The organism is Spirochaetota bacterium (assembly GCA_034190085.1).
GTDB lineage: Bacteria > Spirochaetota > UBA4802 > UBA4802 > JAFGDQ01 > JAXHTS01.
The window spans coordinates 1-16,802 of the sequence record JAXHTS010000040.1 but is presented as its reverse complement, the minus strand read 5'-3'; the positions used below and the strand labels follow the sequence as shown (position 1 = coordinate 16,802).

Annotated in this window: 15 protein-coding genes; 2 read left to right on the top strand and 13 right to left on the bottom strand. The window is 39.5% G+C overall.

Going from position 1 to position 16,802, the window contains the following annotated elements; translation table 11 throughout:
• Nucleotides 1–8 precede the first annotated feature (8 nt).
• The 10 genes from SVZ03_07165 to SVZ03_07120 form a co-directional block, all read right to left on the bottom strand.
• On the bottom strand, nucleotides 9–1,382 hold the full coding sequence (locus SVZ03_07165) for a YncE family protein (protein MDY6933988.1): 1,374 nt from the start codon (nucleotides 1,380–1,382) through the stop codon (nucleotides 9–11).
• 29 nt (nucleotides 1,383–1,411) lie between these two features.
• Nucleotides 1,412–2,656 carry a cytochrome c3 family protein gene (locus SVZ03_07160; GenBank protein ID MDY6933987.1) on the bottom strand — a complete coding sequence of 415 codons (1,245 nt, stop codon included), beginning with the start codon at nucleotides 2,654–2,656 and terminating at the stop codon, nucleotides 1,412–1,414.
• A 33-nt stretch (nucleotides 2,657–2,689) separates the two neighbouring features.
• Nucleotides 2,690–3,784 (bottom strand): cytochrome c3 family protein, encoded by a 1,095-nt coding sequence (locus tag SVZ03_07155; protein ID MDY6933986.1) that lies wholly within the window; start codon nucleotides 3,782–3,784, stop codon nucleotides 2,690–2,692.
• A 156-nt stretch (nucleotides 3,785–3,940) separates the two neighbouring features.
• The gene (locus SVZ03_07150; GenBank protein ID MDY6933985.1) at nucleotides 3,941–4,996 is read right to left on the bottom strand and encodes an NHL repeat-containing protein; all 1,056 of its coding nucleotides are present in this window, start codon (nucleotides 4,994–4,996) and stop codon (nucleotides 3,941–3,943) included.
• Between the two features lie 830 nt (nucleotides 4,997–5,826).
• Nucleotides 5,827–6,477: a cytochrome c3 family protein gene (locus tag SVZ03_07145; GenBank protein MDY6933984.1), complete on the bottom strand. Its 651-nt coding sequence runs from the start codon at nucleotides 6,475–6,477 to the stop codon at nucleotides 5,827–5,829.
• Nucleotides 6,478–6,945: 468 nt separating this feature from the next.
• Nucleotides 6,946–8,079, bottom strand: coding sequence for a cytochrome c3 family protein (locus SVZ03_07140; protein MDY6933983.1), 1,134 nt, complete (start codon nucleotides 8,077–8,079; stop codon nucleotides 6,946–6,948).
• A gap of 53 nt (nucleotides 8,080–8,132) precedes the next feature.
• Nucleotides 8,133–9,284: a cytochrome c3 family protein gene (locus SVZ03_07135; GenBank protein MDY6933982.1), complete on the bottom strand. Its 1,152-nt coding sequence runs from the start codon at nucleotides 9,282–9,284 to the stop codon at nucleotides 8,133–8,135.
• A gap of 93 nt (nucleotides 9,285–9,377) precedes the next feature.
• The gene (locus SVZ03_07130; GenBank protein MDY6933981.1) at nucleotides 9,378–10,373 is read right to left on the bottom strand and encodes a cytochrome c3 family protein; all 996 of its coding nucleotides are present in this window, start codon (nucleotides 10,371–10,373) and stop codon (nucleotides 9,378–9,380) included.
• A 712-nt stretch (nucleotides 10,374–11,085) separates the two neighbouring features.
• Nucleotides 11,086–11,817: a hypothetical protein gene (locus tag SVZ03_07125; GenBank protein ID MDY6933980.1), complete on the bottom strand. Its 732-nt coding sequence runs from the start codon at nucleotides 11,815–11,817 to the stop codon at nucleotides 11,086–11,088.
• A 156-nt stretch (nucleotides 11,818–11,973) separates the two neighbouring features.
• A complete protein-coding gene (locus tag SVZ03_07120) occupies nucleotides 11,974–12,270 on the bottom strand; it encodes a hypothetical protein (GenBank protein ID MDY6933979.1) in 297 nt (98 codons plus the stop codon).
• 205 nt (nucleotides 12,271–12,475) lie between these two features.
• On the opposite strand from SVZ03_07120, the gene SVZ03_07115 reads away from it, so the two are divergent.
• Nucleotides 12,476–13,504: a putative manganese transporter gene (locus SVZ03_07115; protein ID MDY6933978.1), complete on the top strand. Its 1,029-nt coding sequence runs from the start codon at nucleotides 12,476–12,478 to the stop codon at nucleotides 13,502–13,504.
• 9 nt (nucleotides 13,505–13,513) lie between these two features.
• On the opposite strand, the gene SVZ03_07110 is transcribed toward SVZ03_07115, so the two are convergent.
• Both SVZ03_07110 and SVZ03_07105 read right to left on the bottom strand, forming a co-directional pair.
• Nucleotides 13,514–14,404 (bottom strand): alpha/beta hydrolase, encoded by an 891-nt coding sequence (locus SVZ03_07110; GenBank protein ID MDY6933977.1) that lies wholly within the window; start codon nucleotides 14,402–14,404, stop codon nucleotides 13,514–13,516.
• Nucleotides 14,405–14,587: 183 nt separating this feature from the next.
• A complete protein-coding gene (locus SVZ03_07105) occupies nucleotides 14,588–15,097 on the bottom strand; it encodes a DUF255 domain-containing protein (GenBank protein ID MDY6933976.1) in 510 nt (169 codons plus the stop codon).
• A 632-nt stretch (nucleotides 15,098–15,729) separates the two neighbouring features.
• On the opposite strand from SVZ03_07105, the gene SVZ03_07100 reads away from it, so the two are divergent.
• Nucleotides 15,730–16,344 (top strand): hypothetical protein, encoded by a 615-nt coding sequence (locus SVZ03_07100; GenBank protein MDY6933975.1) that lies wholly within the window; start codon nucleotides 15,730–15,732, stop codon nucleotides 16,342–16,344.
• 344 nt (nucleotides 16,345–16,688) lie between these two features.
• On the opposite strand, the gene SVZ03_07095 is transcribed toward SVZ03_07100, so the two are convergent.
• Nucleotides 16,689–16,802, bottom strand: a 114-nt coding sequence (locus tag SVZ03_07095) for an IS5/IS1182 family transposase (protein ID MDY6933974.1), incomplete at its 5' end; no start/stop codon positions are given.

Below are 16,802 nucleotides of genomic sequence, written 5' to 3'. Positions count from 1 at the left end.
ATATATTCTCATTCTACCAGCGCCAAACCATAAGGTCTTTTCCCTACTGGAATGCTAACAACCAATTTTGAGATGACAAGATCTATTACTGAGACAGTATCTGATCCTCCGTTAGCAACGTACAATTTTCTTCTTTTCTGATCTACTATCATCTTTTGAGGTTGATCCCCAACTGCGATATTTTGGATAATAATATTCGTAGAGGAGGGTATAATTGAGATATCATTACTTTTCATGTTGGATATATAAATATTTCCCATTAAACCCATGACCAATTTATGTGATCCATATGAGGCAATTGTCTCTTTTTCTATTCTAAGAGAAGTTACGCTGATCTGAAAGATATTACTCGATCCGGCATTAGCGACAAATAGTTTATTCTGGTCGATCATTAAATCCGTGGGATTTGAACCAACGCCAATGGTGTCAACAACCTCATTATAGTATGTATCTATTACTGAAAGATTATTTGAGACGCTGTTCGCTACATAGAGTCTATTGCCACTTGTATTGGCAGCTATGCCAAGTGGGGCATTCCCAACTGATAACTGTCCGACAATGCTTTTACTTACAGTGTCTACTATAGACACGTTGTTGGAGTGGAAATTACTCACGTAAAGCCTTGCGCCGTTAGGAGAAATGGCGATTTCACGAGGGCTAAGACCAAAATTAAGAGGTACTGTGTCTATCACCCTGTGGTGTGATGTATCAATCACGGATATGGTATTTGAACCTGAATTAGCTACATATATTAAATCTCCTGAGGGACTTGCGACAATTCCCATGGGAGCCTTATCAACACCAATAGTACCCACCACCCGGTCATTTTCTCGGTTTATCACTGTTATACTATTGGAATCAGTATTGGTAACATACAATATAATCCTTGTTATCTCCATCTTTTGTGGCAGCAGTGTAAATGAGGGCAAAAAAAGGTATTTATTTTCTATCGATTTTTCAGTATCCCAGTAAAGGAAAAGAGAAGTGCTCTCATTCTTGTAAATCTGAAGCCTTACAGGCAACACTACCATATTTTCAGATGGAAGCGCAAGGGATAGCTTTTTTCCACCACGCACCAAAGCCGCATCCGTCACCCTTACTCTCATCCTCTCATATTTTCCAGCTCCAAGATGTATCTCCGAGAGAAAGACCTGACAGTCCATCAGATTAATAGAGTTTATCCCCCTTTTGTCTTCAAATACTGTAACCCAGTCTTTACCCTCTCCCTCCACTTCAATCTTTTCTAGGGTAAATGTTATGTCAGAGGGAGATTTATTGGATGTGGAAAGATATAAACTTACATATCCCCCAGAAGCAGGAGGGTGTGTGATAGAAATAGATTGACAAGCCGCTATTATTAGCAAACTAAATAGCGAAATCACAAATAATATTTCAAATATATGTTTCATATTTAAATGGGTTTAAACCAATTTCTATTATGCATATGACAAACATAGCAGGGATCATTGCCCTTGGCACCTGAGTTATGGCCGCTAATCGGGTCATGACACCTGCGGCATAGTGAAAACCAATCATCCCTGCTTGACCAACTTGTAAAGCTTACAGTGCTGGCTCCATTTACCTCCTTTCTGATGAGCATCCCATTTGGGCTGCCATGAGGCTCATGGCAGTCAGTGCAGGAGAGAACGTAATTGATATTTGATGTATTATAGGGCGCCTTATTGATCATCATGGGCTGCATATTGCTGCTAACCTTTCCATGGGGCGACGTATTCTCCCAATCCGGATTGAAAAGTATTCCCTGCCAATTGCCTGTAAAACTATACTTTTGAGAACTGGATATCTGACCATCATTGCTCGGATTATGACAGTCAGTGCAAAATGTAACATAATCTGGCATATTTGATCCATCGGATGTTGAATCGCCATTTGGTTCAAATGTAAGAGTTGAATTATAATAATATGGAGCTTGATAATTTGAGGTATAACTACTCATTCTTTCTGTGATATCGTCTCCCCATAAGACCCAGTCATTGGCATGGGAGCTTGGTCGGGAAATTGGAGATGTTCCATCCACATTGATAGGATAAAAGGCTCTCTGTGCTCTGTGAGTATTATGACAACCTGAGCATGGATTGATAGAATTGCCTACAAAACCCCACTTGTTCCTAATGAAATTTTTAATCTGCGCAAGCTGATGTGAAGAACCGGTATTGCTTCCACAGTTGGGATTATGAGTTCCGTCATCATTAATAAATGTAAAGGAGTCTTTGATTGAATCAGGGCAGCTTAAGCTGTTATCCCCACCCCATTTATAACTATAACTATACTGCGGCGGCATACCCGTCTGTATAGATCCACTCTGATGGCATTGAAAACAAAACATATCTGCTTGACCACTATATACTGAGAGAAAGAGAAGCCGCTCACTGGCATTGCCACTGACTGGAACAGGCTCTGCCCCACCAATACTTGCATGCTGTTCGTGACAGTGAGCACAGTTGCCCCTTGAATAATTGAAAGAAGATATAAAAGAACGATTAACCCCATAGCTGCTGTTACCGTGAGCTGAATCCGCATAAGGGCCAGCATAAATATGGCTGATCCATATGATTATTATGAAAATACTCAAAATCGCCAAAGAGATATACATTGATCTATAGTTACGTGACAGTATTGATGCTGGTATTTTCAATATATTTCCTCCTTATTAACAGTACAATCCGACTCATTGTTTTTGAGTATGGCAGGTTCCGCAACCTGACCAATCATTACCACGATAATCCCAGCGCAAAAGCTTAAAATATGGAGAACCGTGCGCCCGGTGGCAGGAAAGGCACATTACCAGATCCCCCCCGGCGCCCAGAGATACCTCAACGCTTGCCCCGGTCCATCCGGTCAATTCAGGACGCGCCACTGGAATATCTGGATTATATGCACCTGTTCCTGATCCTTGAGCCCCAAAGGCATTAGCATATTCTCCCGAGTTGGGTATAATAGTATCAGAGGCATGACGTATCCAGTTAAATGAGTCACGCTCCTGATGAAAATTTCCATGACAGCCACAACAGAAAGCGCTCATTGTATTACCCAATTCATTAAACGCACCTACTGCATCATGCCCGCCATCATATCCAAGATACTCATTATGATCGCTCACACTTTTGGTCGCATGCCAGTCATTATCCTCAATTCCAGTCACTCCGTGACCCTCCCCAGTGAAATGTCCGGATAAAAAACGATACCAGCCCTCTCCATCAGGATTATTATCTATAACAGGGCCCTGATCATCGGCATGATGACTCGGATGAAGATGGCAGCCCTTGCAACCGCTCCCTAGCAGGGGTAAAGCAGTCTGTTCTACTGCCAAGGAATAATGGCAACTATTTGAACAGCTATTAGCATTTCCCGGCGCTTGGCTTAAATTCGCATCCATTCCAGATATACCCAGCACATTATGTCCTTTTGTATCGTCATCATGAGCCACCCAATAGAAATTTCCACCAGCTAATGTAGCACTAGGGGGAACAACAGTATTATATACAACAGGCACTGTGACAGTGACGCTGCCTGTGATCAGGGTAATGGTGGGCGATCCATCTGTATAATTGGTATGACACCCTATACAATCAGCAACCAAGAGATTCTCTATTGGAGCTGAGCTAGGCCCTCCCCAATTCATATCCCAGGGCCAAGGATTCTGACTTCGATGCATTGTATGACAGTTACTGCAATTCCCTTTAACCTCGCAATATGAATCACTTGTAAGCGGAATTAGGAATAATAGGGATATTACGAATATGTGTGCTATAATTTTCTTCATTGTATCCTACTAAACTCTTGAATTCTATTCCGAGTTAATAAAAACCAATCACTATTTCTATACAATTAGAAGCTGTTAAACCCTAATGTGCTTTAATTATATGGTTCTAATTATTGAAGGGATCATTGATGTTCAGATAATTTATCCAGAAAGGGATTATTTAATTTCCAGAACCTGCACACGATTATTAAAGGTATCTGCAATAAGCACATGACCCTTTCGATCAATACAGATATCACTAGGGAACTGGAACCACCCCTTTCCCCATCCCTTGCCACCAAATTCAAAGAGATAACTTCCGTTAGTATCGTAAACATTAGCAGTATGCCTCATATAGTCAATGACATAAACCCTGCCCCTACTAGCATCTACAGAAAAGCCTCGTGGACGGCTCAACTTGCCTGAACCCCCTCCCTTTTCTCCAAATTCTACAACCAATCCACCACTCTTATCATAAATATATACCTTTCCCCATTCCTCACTGAGAAGATAAATATTTCCCTTTTCATCTATTTCCACATCACAGATAGCTATTCTCTCAGGCATAAACGTATTCTGATAAGCGCCCCCTTTATCCAAAACAACAATCCCCAAATGATTGGTCCCTGCTAAATAAATATTGCCTTCATCATCAAGCGCGATATTTTTTGGAACAAATTTCTCTGCCCCTATAAATCCTCCAAAATATATATTCCTTTCCCACTTAAGGCAAGGATTAAAGACAGAAATTCGCGCCCTGGAATTTGTAGAGTCCCGGGACTGACCCACAAAGAGATAACCATCAGGATCAACGGTCATACAGGTTGGGGCAAAAATGCCATCATCCTTATCGATAGTATATAGATGAAAAAAATCAAAGGTATAGATAAGAATTCTACTATTCCCGGAATCAATCAGATATATTTCATTTTTTACTGTCTCAAAAAAAACAGATGATGGGAAGGTGAGTCTTTTGCCATCCTCATCCTCATGGATGATATAGACACATTTGGGTGGGATTGACTTTCCCTTAGTGATGGGTTTCCTAACCTCTTCCTCTTCCTGATTGTCGCGAATAGAAATAGATGAATTAGTTTTGTCCTCATCCGAGAGATTCCCGCCTCCCTCATCCTTCTCAATTATAGTTACAGATTTGGATGTATTGATCTCTTCACTTGCTGGTAGGAAGAAATAACCCCCTAGTAGAATTAAAACAGCAATTATCGATTTCATCAATATACGAAACATTCTTAATACCCTACTCCATGTACCCTATTGCCCATTTTTATCACTTATATCCGCTATTTCACTCAGTATTTATGAACATTTACTGGGCATAAATTATTACACTATATATTATAATATACGAATTAGACTATGCCATCGTCAAATTCAATCAAATAATTTCTTTGCATTTCTAAATCCTTCAGCAATATCAATAAATAGGGAGATGGCTAAAACATCTCCCTACCTTTACTCTAATTCCAGCTATTAATAACCTTATTAACGGCATATAATTAGCTGGCTTATATGCATATTGTTTTTTCACATTTAGTCTAATTATCCTTAGAAGTATAACAAATGAAACATCCGGTATCATTATCGCCAGCCCCGGTATCCATGGTAGCGTAATCCCATCTCAGCATATCAGGATAGGGAGAGCCATGTGCTCTAGACAGGATAGGCAGGATACCATATCCCCTCCGCTTCCAACTGTCACCGTGCTTGAAGGAGCAGAAAAAGCCATCAATATTTCGCCTGGAAACGGGAGCAATGGGATTATACTCGCCTGGAACCCCATCTGGCCCAGAACCATCAGTATTGTATTTGCTGCATTCACCTGATCCCGGGAGATAATCGCTTACAGGATGTCGAAGCCATACCCCATACCATCCGCTACCCGATCCACCAGGATCAAATCTGATAGAATGATAATCTGTATGACAGGCTACACAAAATCGGCTTATCCCTAAAGAACCATAACCTCCAAAGGTATAATTGTCATAATACTCATTATGATCATCCGCTGAAACTGTCTTCTGCCAATCGTCATCCTCAAGTCCTTAAACATTTCTAATATCAGTGTCCGGTCCAGGCACCGGGCTATGCTTTATTGCTAAAAAGCGAAACCAACCGTCCTCGTCATCAGCAATTGGTATAGCCTCGCCGCATTTATGATGAGCTGGAGTGTAACAAGCCACACATCCGACACCGATATAATCTCGGTGCTGTGAAGGGCAACCCCACCAACGCCATTCCCATTGAGTCAGTTTATAATGACAACTACCTGTGCAACTGATTGCGCCTGTACTATCACTGAGACCCGGGGCAATACTGAGTATGCCATCATTGCTGCTGATGGCATTATGACCATAAATATCTCCATCATGTTCCACCCAGTAAAAAATTCCCCCTGCAAGGCATTCATCATAGGACACACCGCCTATAGTATAAACCACCGGAACTTCACACCCGCATAGCTCATAGGTTACAGCATTAGAATGAGAATGACAACCGATGCAAGAATTATTTGTTAGTGAGTATAGAGATCCTTCCAGAATAACATTACTACCATTTTGACTATTATGCATAGTGTGACAATTAGAGCATTCACCAGAGACTCTGGCATAGGAGAATTGAGACATGAATCCGTGTGAAGAAATTAATAAAATTAAAAATAATAAAAATGTCTTAATTAATAAATTACAAAACATTTCTCTATCCTAAAAACAATTCAATTGGCTTCATCCCTGTATTAAGGGACTTTTATATCTATAAACATAATTAACAATAATTCTTTTGGCTAGACCTATGACATCACAATAAAAACTATAGGAATTTCATTGATATTGATAATATCAATATTCGAAATGATTTGTAAAGAGACCCCCCCAAAATATAATAACTCTCAGAGAGCCGCTGATAATAAATCAGCAATGGATATAACACGGCAATAAAGTCATATCCATTGCTTTCACATAGAGTGATCTTATCATAGGTAATCCACTCAGGGAATCATTTATCCTATGATAGCTTGGAGCTTTTCCTGTTATCTCAGTATATATTATTATCTATAGTCAATCTCGAAAGCACAATCATAACTCTGATTATTGATAACATTATTCAATTACTCCGTAGATCATATACATTTAACTAATCTTGGTTCCTAATTTAGATCACCCTTAGCTATCATCTTTAGTTGTATGACAGACAAAACAACCATTACCATCATCGCCACCGCCTCCAGCTATCATTCCAGTATAATCCCATCTCAAAAGATCAGGATAATCTGTGGCATGAGCGCCATGACAGGACAAACACGTGACAACATCCGTCCCGGGAGTAACAGTATCACTTGGCGTGTCTGGAACAGTGGTTCTCCCAACCGGCGCTATCACATTGTAATTTGTATAAGCTGCATATTCTCCGGTGCCCTTCAGGACAATGTCTGTTGGATGCCTTGTAAAGGGTGAAACAGAATCCCCGCCTATCCCTGATACAGCATGAAAATTTCCGTGACAAGACGCGCAGAATCCGCTTATGGTACTACTTGGTGGTCTAAGTTCTTCATTACCCATATCATGACAGGATGAGCATGGGTTTGGAAAATTACTCAAAGCGGGAGTGGTTTCGCCATAATATTCATTATGGCTTGTGCTATTAACATTCTCCCAATCATCAATCGGATTTTCCAATCCCTTGATATATTTGAGAAAGCGATAGCTGTTGTACACTTCATCAGCGATGTCGCATTTGCCATCAACATTTCGATGATGAGCGCCTTTGAGTGACGCTAGCCCACTTTCATCGTTACGGTATCCATGACAACCTCCATGACCGGCACAAGTGAAGATGTTGGGATTAGGCCCATGTCCCCCTGGGGGATCCTCGAGTATTGTTCCTTCAAGCCTGCCAGGGCCAAGATCAATTACATTATGCCCCTTGGCATCCGATGCGCCGCTTCCCTTTACACCAGTGATATAGGCAAAATTTCCTCCAGCAAGGTCTACAATATCTTGATGATAGACTTGAGGAATATCACTACCGTTTATGGTTTCAATTCTATTGCCAGTTCCCATACCATGACATCCCAAACAGTCACCGCGAGTAAGCAAGCTATAAGGACCTTCGCCGGTCCAGGGCTCACTAGGATCGCCATATGTAGCCATCGGAGATCTACCCTGGCTGTTGTGCATTGTGTGACAGTTGGAACATTCGCCGCTTATCGTAGCAAATGACACATCAGCCATGTACCCCACAAAAACAAACACAAAACCAGCTATACATGGAATTAAAAACATTCTTTTTTTATTCATTTTCACGATCATTACTCCTTCTCAATTTTCTATATCAATCACTTCAATCTCAATTATTCATTCTTTAGTGTGTGACAATAAAAACAGCCTTGATCATCTGTCAAACCTCCGCCACCAGCAACCTGTTCAGTATAATCCCACCTCAACATATCCGCATAAGGGCTTCCATGGGGCCTATGACAGCTAATGCACATAACCATATCTGCCCCTGGTGTAACAGTTGTATCAGGTGTGCTGTCTATAGAAGGTTTGCCAACAGGCGAAAGGGGATCATAGAGATGGCTGACTCCTCCAACATCCGCATATTCACCATCATCTGGAATAACGCTATCCGATGGGTGCCGTATCCAATTGCCATGGCTATTCTTCTGTCCCTGTATGTCATCAAATGCATATGCGCTGGAATAATATGCATGACAACCAGTACAGAAGCCAGAAATGTCACCCCTGTCAGAAGCGTGTATCCCATAATGAGAAGCAGGATCACCCCTATATTCATTGTGTGCGCTTGTGCCTGGCAAATGGTTTGGATGACCCGCCTCCCAATCACCATCTTCAAAGCCTTTTACACCAAAATCATCGGGTTGATGAGCTGATAAAAAACGATACCAGCCCATATCTCCACCATCAACTAAACCTGAAACGCCATTATCGTGATCATTTGCATGATGCCTTGGGTTTACATGACACCCCTGACAACCATATTTGCCATTAATATCACCATAAGAAAAACCTGGATCAGGGAAGGGTTGACTCAAATTTACATGACAACTATCAACACATCCTGTTGGGAAACCACCAGGAGCTTCAGATAAATTATCGTCATCTTCACCCAAGAATACATTATGCCCTTTAGTATCATCACCACCTAACCCCTCTTTTACCCAGTAAAAATTGCCTCCCGCAAGATATGTGGCAGGCTCACCCCCGGTAAAGAGCACTACCGGGACATTACATCCGCCCAGATCATAATAGGTGGTGAAGACGGCGGAGGAATGACAGCCCACACAGTCTGTTGTAAGCAAAGAAGAGTAAGGGCCGTCACCATCAACATCGTCTCCGCCTTGAGAATTGTGCATAGTATGACAATTAACGCACTCTCCAGATACCCTTGCCTGAACATAGCCAGGCATTATACAAATAATGGCTATCGATAGAGCAAAGATGAAAAAAACAGAAACCGAATGTTTAACGTCTTTTTTCATCTTAATAATCCTGTTATTTCAGAATTTAATCAACAACAGGAAAAGGGGACAGGGTTGAGCTTCCCACCCCCTTCCCTTGTTTCTCTTATCTACTTATCTCTGTGCATCATGACAGCCAAGACAGCCATATGCATTTCCACCAGCAGCAACCTGTGTGCCGTAATCCCATCTTAAAAGATCATTATTTGCTGTGCCGTGTGCTCTATGACAGGAAAGACATGTAGCACGACGCTCTCCAGTCTCAGTACCGCCTACAAAGCCAACTGGATTGTTCTTATAATCACTTCGGGTTAAGTCATTGGTTTCATCTCCGATTGCCCATGTTCCTGGAATATCAACATCTGTGGGGTGTCTAATCCATGGGCTGGCAGCTCCACAATCTTCTGTTGTTCCACTCTCATTATGGAAATCTCCATGACATTTGGCGCACAATTCACTGATGCTTGGGTCCAAAACACCAGCGCTATAGACATTGTGTGGATCAGTAACTACACCACCAGTTCCAATCAACGCCTCTTCGTAGTCACTCGCAGGTGTCCCAAGAACACCAGCAGTTCCAATGTAGAGCATGCGATAAGCCAGCGATGTATTATGATGACCTCCAGCAATTGCTGCCATATCATTCAGATCAGTCTGGTTTCCATGACAACCATTAGTTCCAGCACAACCCAGACCATCACCTGTATTGCCAGTATACCAAGGAGTTTCTGCTGAATTAAATCCGGCAGGATCAGCCGTTGCGCCGATATCATGTGTATTGTTGCCGTTATCGTCAAGGGGATTTGCAGTCGTGAAGAATCCGCCAGCTAAGCAGTTATCATCACTAGCCCCACTGAGCATTACAAAGGGAGTATTATTGACATCATCCAAAGGATCACTAGCCGCGCTAGTATGACATCCTATACAATCATTATTCAGCAAGACCTCGTTCGGCCCATCAGCATCCACAGGAACGCCACCCTGACTATTGTGCATGGTATGACAATTACTGCAAACACCACCAACACCAGCCATTGCCTGATTTGCAAAATACCCAACCATCGCAACAGCTATAAAGCCAATCATTGCTATTAAAGCAATCTTTTTCATTTTTCACCTCCAAAATAATTTTAATAATTTCTTTCATCATAGCATAAAATAACTCCACCATAAACCTACAATTGTTGCATTTCCCTTTTCTTCTCAATCACCTCCTTTCAATATATATGTTGATATATTTTAAACGCTTATACTTCTATTGTAGACCAATATAGCGTAGCTTGTTGCAAGTAGCATCTAATCGAGTAAACAAAAAGCATTTCATAATTTATAGTTTCATATGATCTCTAAATTTTGTCACAAATCGAAACTCGTTAACCACATGAACATTATTCACTACATAACTAATATAATAAATAAATCTAAAAAGTCAAAATAAAGTAGAATTTTTATATTTCATCATTAATTATAATTACTATAATAACTAACATGTCTTTAATTGTTTCCAGCTCTGTCCATACTAACTACACTACTAAAAAAGTAAAGTATTTTTTTAAATTTTATAATTATTTTAATAAATAAAATTATGGTTTGCATGCTAATTAAGCGTGGTTTTATTGACAAATTTGGAGTGGGAAGCGGCAGGTTAGCCATAATTTGCTGTATTATTTAACGAAATTTGTATAATATAACCCAAAAAACAGGATTCAGTGCGCAATTTGCTTGGGGTTACACAAGGCATTTGCTATAATCCTGCAACAACCTCAAGCAATGCACATAATGAGGCTACATGATCTCTTTCAAGCGCTAAAATATGTTATTCCTAGTATTCTGACCCTCTGGCTCTCGTGCCAACACCTACGTAGAAGGCAATATCATAAGCTGTCTTTGGCGAATATTTTATTGTGCTTGTCGTAGGTACGGAAGATGTCTGATAATAATCCTGCTCCTTCTCTTCAAATTGATTATTAGTCAAATTAAAGCCAAACCTTCCTTCTAAATCAAAGAATACTCCCTCACCTATGGGCAGATGGTAACCCAGGATGGCGTTTGCCCATAAGTCGATCGCTTTATCAAACTCATTTTCTGTATAGCCTAGGGTCGTAGGAAAAGGTTCAGTCCTGAATTTTTCGGTTGAAATAAGCCATTTGCCGGAAATGCCGGCACCGACATAGAGCCCTCCAGTAGCGGCTAGTTTAGCAGATACCATGGGTATCAGAAAATCATTATGAAATTCCTTGGTATCACCCTGGGAGGTTGTAATCCGATCAACACTTAATCTCTGATATTCTAAACCAAATCCAAACCAAAAATTTCCCCAGATGAGATTATATTCCCCCTGTATTGCATAACCCATTGATTCAATATCTCCGGTAATAGGTACTGAAGAGATTACACTGCCCACTTCTTCATCATCAAAGGTAACATTGCTCATAGGGATATATCCTATTTTCAACAAAACAAGATCCTTAGTCATATACTGGGCATCTACACTGATAGACAATAAACATATGAAAGCGACAAGAGCTGATAAAATTAATAATTTGACTCTCATAATAAACCTCCATGATTTAATTTAAATTTAAATTATTGAGTGAATAAATTATTTTTTCCAAAAAAAGCAAGCTTTTTAATCATTATCTACTATAAAAAAATTGTTAACCTTTCAATAAATTGAACGCGTCATTGCCGCGAATCGGAAGGACTATAATCAGGCAAGCAGAGTAAACATGGATCCCAGAGGTGATGAAATGATATTGCTGTTGTATGCCCTGCCTTGTGAAGTATATAGCATTTCACCTGACTCTTTCATCTTATGAATTTGGTTAGCATATTCCTCAGAAACTGCTTGAATATTAACTGGGCTACTTGTTCTTCCTCTAACAGCATGAACCTTCTCAACACCACCAGCATTGTAAACTGGCCACAGATAGAGTTTTCTGGATTCCACAGAATTGCCCCGCAAAGCAGGATAATTTATGACAGACATGCCTGTAGAGATGTTCATATATAATATTTCGGCATATTCATTCAAATACATTAGCAATTAAAGACCTAAACTGAAATTATTCATAATGTTATCAACTAGCATACGACAACAGTGATAAGGTTAATAATGTTGACAAAAAAGAATAAATAAGTATTTTTCTTATTATTTTTATGATGAATTTTGGAATCACCACAATTCAGAATCAATATTATGGGGAATCGAAATGGAAGCTTTGATTGAGATTATTGAACATACGATTATGATCAGCGCCTTTGTCTTTGTTATAATGCTTGTCATCGAATATATCAATGTATTAACAAGCGGATCTTGGCAAGAAAGGTTGATGAGTAATAGATGGGCACAGTACTTAATTGCAGCCCTACTTGGGGCAACTCCTGGATGCTTGGGGGCATTTATGGTAGTTGCGATGTATTCTCATAGACTTCTTTCACTTGGCGCTCTTGTTACAGCAATGATCGCAACCAGCGGGGATGAATCCTTTGTTATGCTGGCAATGATTCCGGAAGATGTTATTGTTGTAATAGGCGCGTTAGTTATAATTGGTGTAGTCTCTGGTATTATTACAGATTTATTCGTTAAAAACAAACATAATACATATTTTCAAAAATGTGACGGATTGATTGAAGATATTCCTGAGCATTGCAACTGCTATCCCAAAGGTGAGATCATTTCCCAATGGATGAATTGTTCATCATCAAGGGGCATTCTAGCGATAATGGTGTCAATTATCATCTTTCTATTCCTTTCGGGGGAAATAGGCCCTGAGGAGTGGAACTGGATAAGAATTACCATACTAATCACAATGGGCATCTCTTTCTTTATAATAGCAACAGTTCCCGATCACTTTCTTGAGGAACACCTATGGGAACATGTTGCAAAGAGACATCTGCCGCGCATATTCCTTTGGACACTGGGAGCTTTTATTGTATTACATCTCTCAGCTGAGCATTTTCATTTAGAAGGCCTGATACGGGAGAGTTCGTGGCTTACAATGCTATTCGCAGGTATTACAGGGCTTATCCCAGAGTCAGGACCTCATATGATATTCATTACGATGTATGCTAAAGGCATAATTCCATTGAGCATCTTAATCGTCAGCTCTATTGTTCAGGACGGACATGGGATGCTGCCGCTTCTTGCCCATTCAAGGAGGGATTTTTTTCTTGTTAAGATAATAAATCTTATTTTTGGTCTTATTGTAGGATCAATAGCCCTTTTTTTGGGATATTAATAATGAAATCTATAAAAAGCAGAGAATTAGCCGTGCAACCTCATCAGGCTTTTCGTGAAACACCATATGTGCTGCATTATCAATTATTTCAAGCTTTGAATTACCAATAAGATCATGGTATTCCTTACCCACGGATATTGGTGAAAGCTTATCATATTTACCCCAGATGAGGAGTGTAGGAATAGAGATATTCACAGCCTTACTATTAACAAAATCATTAAAGATCCCCTCTCCGCTCTTTTGGCATGCCATTCTGCTTTCATTATTGCTGTAATTGACAAGCACCATTTCGTCGATCAATTTATCATCAACAGGATTTTCATGATAAAAAAGGTACCGTTTATGAAAAAATTTAATGGTACCCTTACTTACGAAATAGGGTATCATCCTTTCAATGTGCATTGCCCATGCTCCCCTTAATGACAGGGGAAGGCGCTTCAACCCTTTCCTGAAACCAACTGCGCCGATTAATACAAGCTTTTTAATCTTTTCTGGTGAATTCATGGCGACTTTAGCAGCAGTGGCGCCACCTAAAGAGTGACCCATTATACAAACATTATTCAGGGATAGTTGCTCAATAAATTTTTCAACTATCTCTACCTGCTCATCTATTGTATATTTTATAAAATTGTTACAAGGCTTATCGGAAATACCATTTCCTAAAAGATCCAAGGCATAGACACGGTATCTCTTCGATAATAGAGGGATTATTCTATTCCAATAGGCACCCCAGCACAACCATCCATGAATTAGTATTATAGGTTCGCCCTCCCCAGCGGACACATAATGAATATTATAATTGTTAACATTAACAAATGAGGATTTTAGGCCATATTCAGTTATCCGTTGAAGAGCTTCTGATTTAATATCTCTTTCTATGTTAATATAATCTGATATCATGGATTATATCGATCCTCATGCTCCTTATGGAGAGTAAACTATAATCTATTGATTAAAACTCAGGCCCTTAAGTTGACCTTATATAATATGGAAATACACTATTCCTCCTTTCCCACTCTCTCATGTGCTACTGTTTCCCAGATGACTATCGGTTTATGATCAATTGAGATATCAACTATTCACTCATTTACAATCAACTTTGCCATTCATATAATCCATGAAGGGTACATTTTTTTTATAACATCCATCCCTAACATAGCCTAATATGGCTGAAAAAACTTTTGGTTCTTTAAAACCCGATATTTTCATGATGATCTCGCCATTCTTATCCATAAATAAAAAGCTTGGTAAACCCTGTATACCCAGAAATCTAGAAAATTGATTTGGCGACATCTTTCTATTCTTATAGTATATGGTCTCATTTGACTCCATATTTACCTTGACTGCTACATAGTCCCGGTTCATCTTCTCAATTACCTTCTCATCAGAAAAGGTTTTTTTATCCATTACTTTACACCAGGTACACCATTTAGCATAAAAATCAATAACAACAGGCCTAGCCAATTTCTTTGCCTTGACAAGGCCTGAATTGAAGCTGTGCCATTGAATGGAAGATTTTGAATAAGGGGAAGTCTCAGATAGAAAGAATATAATTATAGATAAAATAAAAACATACATAATATTATTCTTCATATTGCCTCACAAATATAATATTCATAATAATCCCTATGACAAGACAGGTGCCTTTGGCAGTAAAAGCTTCAAGTAAGGGTAAAGGATTCTTAACCCCTATCCTCTTCCACCCATTATCCATATGTAAAAAATCAAATCCTTAAATCCATGTAATGCAGACAAGACCGACATTCACAAAAATGCACATTTCAAAAACAATATTCCCTTGGGGATTTACATAGGGTTCAATGGAGTAATAATATCACAAAAGCGAGGAAAAGATACCTTTTTTGCTCTGTCAGTGAAATATCACTTCTTCCCGCCACTCGACAAACAACTGTAGATAACCACTATATGATTAAACGAAATCACACCAATGGCATTCATGTCAAGAATGATTTTTTAATCAGATGATGTAGTTGGCATATGAAGATGTCATTTCTGCGAATGCAGAAATATTATTATACATGTGTGACAGTATAGACAACTCTCTATACACACATTTTTTGAAAAAACACATTACAACCAAATGAAATCTTCAATTTTTTATTGATTTATTAAGGATGCCTTCTATTTTTATTCCAATGACTTGAACAAGTCATTGCTAATAATGTGTTCAGTGTTATGCTTAATAACTAATTGGAGGATTACAAATGCTCACAAAACTTACAACTATTCGGAATACCCTTTCTATCATTATAGGTTTTTTTATTATCATGGGCATGAATAATAGCATCAATGCGCAGGAGGGATTAAACCTTGAAGAAGAAGAAAAGGAATACGATCTTGGGATTTCAGCGGGATTATGGTTGTCCGGTGATATCAGCCTGAATGATTATAACATTGATATCGAGAAGTCCGCTAGCCTTTTACTGCGCGCAATTGGTGACATGTATGTCGCTCCCAAGTTTGCTGTAGGAGGATATATTAACATTTCAAGGGGAGATGTATCCTATGCTTCGGAAGAAGAGACTTTTACAATGTTTGAGTTCGGCATGTCTTTCAAACCGCGCTTTGAGATATCGCACAAGCAAGCCATAAAACCCGGACTAAATATAGGCTACAGAAAATTAGATATCCCTGATTATGATGATGCAGAGAGTGATGGCCTTGGCGTTAATTTAAGCGTTGAATGGCAATTCTTCCTGGAAAGTGGATATATATTCTATATTGATGGCGGTTTCCTATCTCAACCATCAGGAGGGAACGACGACACTGATGTTACATGGTCACCAATATTATACCTTCTCGGTGGAGTAGCTTTCTGAAAACGAAAAATTTGGTTGTAGCCTGAGACTATCATATCATAGATAAGCCCTGTGATTTCGATGGGCAATTCTTTCCATAATCGTAACTACTCAGGTGCTTTTTCAATATATGCTATTGGATAAAATAGTATTAAGGAATTGAGTTGGGGCTGTGTATAAGTATGTCATTCCGGCTGTAGCGTAGCTGAATGCCGGAATCTAAAGCATTTTTTATAAAATTTTGTATACATTTGAGATTCCTGCATTCGCAGGAATGACTTCTTGGACACCCCCAGACAAACAAATATATTCGCAAATAATAAACAGCGCCGATCCTGCAGGTCAGAGTAAGTTTTAGTAAGAGCCTATTCCAGTAGGCCAGTTGCTCTCCATGTAATGATTCCGCATGCGATGTGCAACATTGCAAGAAAAGTATCAGCTCTTTTTTCCCATCGAACAAGAATCCTCCGGAATCGATT

Bases quoted from the DNA above. Each gene is read 5' to 3' on its own strand.
- SVZ03_07155 (MDY6933986.1), bottom strand. From the start codon at position 3,784: ATGAAGAAAATTATAGCACACATATTCGTAATATCCCTATTATTCCTA.
- SVZ03_07150 (MDY6933985.1), bottom strand. From the start codon at position 4,996: ATGAAATCGATAATTGCTGTTTTAATTCTACTAGGGGGTTATTTCTTC.
- SVZ03_07145 (MDY6933984.1), bottom strand. From the start codon at position 6,477: ATGTTTTGTAATTTATTAATTAAGACATTTTTATTATTTTTAATTTTA.
- SVZ03_07140 (MDY6933983.1), bottom strand. From the start codon at position 8,079: ATGAATAAAAAAAGAATGTTTTTAATTCCATGTATAGCTGGTTTTGTG.
- SVZ03_07135 (MDY6933982.1), bottom strand. From the start codon at position 9,284: ATGAAAAAAGACGTTAAACATTCGGTTTCTGTTTTTTTCATCTTTGCT.
- SVZ03_07130 (MDY6933981.1), bottom strand. From the start codon at position 10,373: ATGAAAAAGATTGCTTTAATAGCAATGATTGGCTTTATAGCTGTTGCG.
- SVZ03_07125 (MDY6933980.1), bottom strand. From the start codon at position 11,817: ATGAGAGTCAAATTATTAATTTTATCAGCTCTTGTCGCTTTCATATGT.
- SVZ03_07120 (MDY6933979.1), bottom strand. From the start codon at position 12,270: ATGAACATCTCTACAGGCATGTCTGTCATAAATTATCCTGCTTTGCGG.
- SVZ03_07115 (MDY6933978.1), top strand. From the start codon at position 12,476: ATGGAAGCTTTGATTGAGATTATTGAACATACGATTATGATCAGCGCC.
- SVZ03_07110 (MDY6933977.1), bottom strand. From the start codon at position 14,404: ATGATATCAGATTATATTAACATAGAAAGAGATATTAAATCAGAAGCT.
- SVZ03_07105 (MDY6933976.1), bottom strand. From the start codon at position 15,097: ATGAAGAATAATATTATGTATGTTTTTATTTTATCTATAATTATATTC.
- SVZ03_07100 (MDY6933975.1), top strand. From the start codon at position 15,730: ATGCTCACAAAACTTACAACTATTCGGAATACCCTTTCTATCATTATA.